5 protein-coding genes are annotated in these 5,947 nt (G+C 74.0%); 2 read left to right on the plus strand and 3 right to left on the minus strand.

What is annotated here, in order from left to right; translation table 11 throughout:
• Positions 1 to 715 (plus strand): VOC family protein (locus PROKR_RS37260; RefSeq protein WP_036960103.1); only part of this gene is annotated, 715 nt, incomplete at its 5' end.
• Here the strand turns inward: PROKR_RS37260 and PROKR_RS05025 are convergent.
• From PROKR_RS05025 to PROKR_RS05035, 3 genes are all read right to left on the minus strand, one after another.
• A complete protein-coding gene (locus tag PROKR_RS05025) occupies positions 643 to 3,507 on the minus strand; it encodes a glycoside hydrolase family 2 (protein WP_036960104.1) in 2,865 nt (954 codons plus the stop codon). The genes PROKR_RS37260 and PROKR_RS05025 overlap by 73 nt on opposite strands.
• A gap of 141 nt (positions 3,508 to 3,648) precedes the next feature.
• Positions 3,649 to 4,437: an AraC family transcriptional regulator gene (locus PROKR_RS05030; RefSeq protein ID WP_245605703.1), complete on the minus strand. Its 789-nt coding sequence runs from the start codon at positions 4,435 to 4,437 to the stop codon at positions 3,649 to 3,651.
• A 68-nt stretch (positions 4,438 to 4,505) separates the two neighbouring features.
• The gene (locus tag PROKR_RS05035; protein ID WP_051432682.1) at positions 4,506 to 5,138 is read right to left on the minus strand and encodes a TetR/AcrR family transcriptional regulator; all 633 of its coding nucleotides are present in this window, start codon (positions 5,136 to 5,138) and stop codon (positions 4,506 to 4,508) included.
• 60 nt (positions 5,139 to 5,198) lie between these two features.
• Between PROKR_RS05035 and PROKR_RS05040 the strand changes: the two genes are divergently transcribed.
• The gene (locus PROKR_RS05040; RefSeq protein ID WP_036960107.1) at positions 5,199 to 5,828 is read left to right on the plus strand and encodes a biotin transporter BioY; all 630 of its coding nucleotides are present in this window, start codon (positions 5,199 to 5,201) and stop codon (positions 5,826 to 5,828) included.
• Positions 5,829 to 5,947 lie beyond the last annotated feature (119 nt).

Raw genomic sequence — 5,947 nt, forward strand, 5'->3', positions numbered from 1 at the left:
CAGCGGCCTGGAGGTGTTCCTCAACGACCGGCACACGCCGACGCCGGCGGGCGCCCAGCCGGCCTGGGCCGCAGAGTTCGACCGGGGCCGCCCCGGCCCCGGCGCGGGGCAGATCAGCGGCGTCGACCACGTGAACATCTCCCACGGCTGGGACACGCACGACGAGGCGGTGCTCTTCTACACGACGGTGCTGGGGCTCGAGAGCCCGACGGCGACCGAGGCCGCGGGCCCGCAGGGACTGGTCCGCAGCCAGGTCATGCGCACGGCCGACGGCGCCGTCCGGATCTCGCTGAACGTCGCGCCCGCGGGCGTCTCCCACCCCCAGCACATCGCGCTGGCCTGCACCGACGTCGTCGCCGTCGCGCGCAGGGCGGGCGAGCGCGGGCTGCCCCGCGTGCCCGTGCCCGCCAACTACTACGACGACCTGCGGGCCCGGTTCGGGCTCGACGACACGACGCTCGCCCTGCTGCGCGACCACCAGCTCATGTACGACCGCTCCGAGGCCGGCGAGTTCTGGCACTTCTACACGCCCCGCGTGGGCCACGTCTGTTTCGAGGTGGTCCAGCGGGTCGGCGGGTACGACGTCTACGCGGGCGACAACACCCCGGTGCTGCTGGCCGCCCAGGACCGCCTGGACCGGGCTCAGCGCAGCAGGCGCAGCAGGTCCTCCGGCTCGAGCGTCTCCGCGGGCGAGAAGTCGTCGCCGGCCAGGTAGTCCAGCAGGCTGCGCCGGAGCTGGCGCGCGGCCGCGCGGTCGCCGGACGGGTCGAGGTCGAGCGAGCTCACCATGATCCGGCCGGCGCCGACCCTAGCCTCGACCAGGACACCGAGCCGGCGCGCCTCGAACCAGGTGTCGATCGGCTGGGCGACGGGGCGCAGCCCGGCGGGTAGCCCGTCGAGCAGCATCGCCTTGGCGCCGTGCAGGAGCTCCCACCACTGCCAGTCGGTGGTGCCCGTGGTGGGGAAGTGGCGGAAGACGGGGTGCTGCGGGTCGTGCAGCACCCCGAGGGTGTGCGGGGCCTGGCCCTTGGTCCAGGCGGTGTTCCAGAAGGCCGGGGTGAACCCGAGCGCGACGTCGTTCCCGATCTGCTCCGCGCCGAGCTCGAGCAGCACGGTCGCGCCCGCCCCGGCCCGCTCGACGGCCTCGCCGACGTCGCTGGTCACCAGCACGGACGCCGGGGCCGTGACCTCCGCCGCGGCCGGGTAGACCCACAGGTCCCAGTCGTTCTCGTACCGGGCGCCGGTGGTGTCGGCCACGGTGACCACCAGGGTGACCTGTGCGGGCCCGGCGGTGAGGCCCGCGGGTACGCGCACCGGACCGAACCGGGTGCCGTTGCCGACGGGGACGGTCGCCCCCTGGGCGACCGAGCCGCCCCCGAGCTCGGCGCCGTCCTGGTCGAGCAGGCTCCAGTTCAGGTCCGCATCGATCGGCCCCGCGCCGAAGTGCGCCACCTGCACGTCGAAGTCGATCTCCTGGTCCGCCGTCCAGACGCGCCGCGGCAGCCGGGCCAGCGGGACGGTGGGACCGCAGAACCGGGCGAACTCGTCCGCCGTCGAGTACCCCTTGGACTCCCAGAAGGGGTTGAGCACACCGACCAGTGCCGTGCCCTGGCCGGGGAAGTCGCTCAGGCCGAGCAGGTGGAAGCCGCCGAAGCCCTCCGTACGTAGTGCCGCCTCGATGTCCTCCTTGTAGCAGAGCAGCTGGAGCCTGCCGGAGGCGTGCAGGAACGCGGCGGCCTGGTCGGACATGCCGCCCTGCTCCAGGAAGTCCGCGAAGATGCCGAAGTTCTTGGGCTGCAGCAGCCCGGTGTACCTCGACACCTCGCCGAGGTCGGGGTAGGCGCACCACTGCCCGATCTCGTGGCTGACGATCGGGCGCGGCCGGGACCCGACCCATTCGCGGTAGTCGGACCGGGTCTCCGGCGGGCGGCCGTTCAGCCGGGAGTCGAGGCCCTCGCCCCAGCGGTGCGCCCGCGGGTCCGGGATGTTGTCGAAGTCGTTCTCGACGAGGGCGGGCCAGCCCGCGCCGCTGGTGTACAGCCGCCGCGGGTCGTAGGTCCGCCAGGTCGTGACCCACGACGCGAGGAACTCGGCGTCCCTGCCGCCGGGCTCGTTGCCGTGCGCCATCATGACGAACGACGGGTGGTTGCCGTAGGCGTCGAGGATCCGGCGGGTCTCCTCGTACAGGTAGGCGTCCACCGGTCGCGACTCGCCGAGCGCGGCCCCCTGGTTGGCCCAGACCGGGCCCTCGGCCTGGATGTAGAAACCGGCCTCGTCGGCGGCGACGAAGGCGGCCTCGGGCGGGCACCACGAGTGGAAGCGCAGCAGGTTCAGCCCGTGCGCCCGGCAGACGGCGATGACGTGACGCCACGCGTCGACGTCGGTCGGCGGGTAGCCGGTCAGCGGGAAGACGCACGACTCGAGCGTGCCGCGGACGAACGTCCGGCGTCCGTTGATCGTCACCTGGGTGCCCTCGACCCCCACCTCGCGCAGGCCGAACACGGTGCGGGCGACGTCGCGGTGCTCGTGCCCGCCCACGTCGGTGACCAGCTCGACCGTGAGCTCGTACAGGGCCGGCCGGAACTCGTCCCAGGTCAGCGCGTCGTCGCCCAGCGGGAGCTCGACGTCCACGTGCGCCCCGCTCGACGTCAGACCGCGTTCACCCAGGTCACGGCTGTACTCGGCCGCGAAGGCGGCGCTCACCGGCCCCGCCTCGTGCTCGCCCGGCACGTTGAACCGCCGGGCCCGGACCCGGACGGTCCCGGCGCCCGCGCCGTCGCTCCCGGCGGCGATGTCCACCTTGACCAGGGCGGAGCGGGCGGCGACGTCGGGCACGACGCGCACCCGGCTGATGGTCACGGCCGGCGTCGCGGTCAGGGACAGCGCGCCGACCACGCCGTTCCAGTTGCCCTGGGTGTGGTCCGAGACGCTGTGCGCGTTCGGTCCGACGTCGACCACGGGCCGGTTGTCCACGCGGATCGTGACCACGTGCCGGCCGGGGGTCAGGCGGCCGAGGTCGAGGCGGTGCGCGGTGGTCAGGCTCCGCTCGGACCCGACGAGGCGCTCGCCCACCCACACCGTGGACTCCCAGTGCACCCGCTCCAGGGACAGGACGACGTCCCGCCCCGCCCAGCCCGCCGGGATCTCGACCTCGCGCTGGAACCACGCCGCGCCGCGGTAGTACACGCGGGGCTGGAGCCAGAACGGGACCGCGACGGCGCCCGGCTCGCGGTACGGCGCGTACCGGTCGTCGGTGAAGTACGACCGGTCCACGATGCTGCCGGTCCAGGGCGTGTCGAGGCCGACCGGGTCGCCGAGCCCCTGGTGCTGGACGGATCCGGGAAGCCGGACGGTCGGCGCGTCCCCGGGCAGGCCGTGCCGGAACCACTGGTCGAGCTCGCCCACGCCCTCCGGGTCGAGGGCGCACCGCCACGCGCCCGACAGGTCGAGCGACCAGTCGGCCGCGGGCGTGGTCCCGGTCTCGGGTGCGTGCGGGTCGAGGCGCATGAGCGGTGATCCCTTCGGGCGGCGTCCGGCTCGACGGCGAGCCTGGTCCGACCCTAGGTCGGCGCCCGGGGCGGCTGAAGGGACGATGCTCTGCACTTCCATGGACGGATCCACGATCCGGCTGCCCGCCCCGGCGCTCCCTCAGCGACCCTTGCGGGCGCGGTACTCGCTGGGGCTCATGGAGTGGATCCGCCGGAACCGACGGGAGAAGTACAGCGGGTCGGGGTAACCGACCTGGCGTGCGATCGAGGCGACCGTGCGGTCCGTCGTGTCGAGGAGCTCGCGTGCCGACGCCATGCGCAGCCGGGTCTGGTACTCGAGCACGCCGAACCCGGTGGCCCTGCGGAACAGCGCCGCGTAGTGGGACTGGCTCAGGCCCGCCATCCTCGCCAGCTCGGGGACGGTGACGCGGTCCGCGAGGTTGGCGCGCAGGAACTCGAGCGTGTTCTCGATCGGCGCCGCCCGGTCGGGGGCCGTCGTGCCCCGGTCGGCCGCGATCAGGGCCAGGGCGTGCCACGCGGCGCCTGCGGCTGCCGCCAGGCTGGAGGCCGTCTCGTCACGTTCCATCCGGCGCAGCACGGTGTCGGTCAGCGCGATGACCCGGGACGGGTCGCTGAGCTGCACGACCGGCCGCCGCACGGTCACGTCCGTCCCCTCGAACAGCGCGGCCAGGGCCGGGCCGGTCACGTGCATCCACCAGATCGTCCAGGGGTCGGCGGCGTCGGCCTCGTAGCTGTGCGAGGTTCCCGCCGGGATGATCACGGCGCCGCCCGTGACGACCTGGTGGACGCCGGACGCCACCACGCACGTGCCCTGACCGGCGCCGCAGACCATGACGATGTCCTGCGCCGCACCCTGCGGACGGGACCTGCTGTGCTGGGCCGCCCGCGGGTAGAACCCGACGTCGGTCACGAGCAGCTGGGACGTCACCGGCCGGGTTCGTGCCCGGGCCACCAGGGGCTGGGGCAGCACCCGCATGCGCTGCCCCGGGAAGCCGGTCAGCGACCCGCCCGCGCCGAGTGCCGGCGCACCGCCGCGTCGAGGCCGTCGGCGATCATGGTCAGCGCCTCCGCGAAGTCGGCGCCTGCCTCGGGGGGCGCGCTGACGGCGTCCGGGCTCAGCGACGTCTCCGTGTCCAGCAGCCCGAGGGCGTCGGCGCTCAGGCGCTGCTGCTCGTGGAAGGTGAACCCGACGACGTAGTGCATGACGGTCTCCGCGGCGACCAGCGCCAGCGGGTCCGGCACCCCGTCCCGGCGCGTGGCCCGCATCAGCTGCGGCTGGACCGGGGAGTCGACGAGCCCGAGCGCCAGCGAGCTCGACACCAGCTCGGCGCCGTCGCGGTAGGCGAGCAGGCACTCGCGCAGCCGCCCGCCCAGCAGGCGGACGACGTCCGAGGTGGGCAGCTCCTCGACGTCGACCTCGTCCATCGGCCCGAGGATCCGCGCGCTGACCGCCGCGAGCAGCGACTGCTTGTTCGGGAAGTGCCAGTACAGGGCACTGACCTGCACGTCGAGGGAGGTGGCGATGGCCCGCATGGTCAGGTCGGGCAGGCCGTACTCGTCCAGGAGCCGCAGCGCCGTCCTGGACACGTCGTCGCGGCTGTGCCGACGGCCGTTTGCCGGTGCGCTCATCGCGCCACTATATTCCTGAACGCCGTTCAAGTGAACGCTGTTCAAGTGGGAGAGGTACCGATGCGAGACGACTACCGATCGAGCCGGCGCGCGCTGGACGCGACCGACCTGGCCCGGGTGGCCGTGATGGCCGCGACCATCGCCGTGCTCGGCCTGCCCGGCAGCTTCAGCGTCCTCGGCGCGGTGCCGATCACGGCGCAGTCGCTCGGCGTCATGCTGGCCGGCGCGATCCTCGGGCCCCGGCTCGGGGCGCTCTCCGTCGTCGTGCTGCTCGCGCTCACCGCCACCGGCCTCCCGCTGCTGGCCGGTGGTCGCGGCGGGCTCGGCGTGTTCGTGGGCCCGTCCGCCGGGTACGCGATCGGCTGGATCGCCGCCGCGTTCGTGATCGGGCTGATCGTGCACGCCACGCCGTACAAGCCCACCGTCTGGCGCACGGCCCTGGGGGTCGTCGTCGGGGGGATCCTCGTGGACTACGCGTTCGGCATCCCCGTCCAGAGCCTCGTGACCCGCCTGCCGCTCGGGGAGACCGCGCTGACCAGCCTCGTCTTCGTCCCCGGAGACCTGGTCAAGGCGGTGCTCGCGACGCTCGTCGTCCTCGGGCTCGTGCGCGCCTACCCCCGCGCGTTCCGGCGCACCTGGCAGCCGAGGAAGCGGCGCGGCACCGACGACCAGGTGCAGGCCGGGCGGTGACACGGCGCATCGTCGCGGTCGACGACACCGCTGACTCCCTGCTCGACCGGATCCGCGCCGTGCGGGCGGCGGGCGACGTCCCCCTCGTCGCGGACGCCCGCTGGCCGGCCGCCCAGCGG

The sequence above is a fragment of the Promicromonospora kroppenstedtii DSM 19349 genome (assembly GCF_000515355.1).
GTDB lineage: Bacteria > Actinomycetota > Actinomycetes > Actinomycetales > Cellulomonadaceae > Promicromonospora > Promicromonospora kroppenstedtii.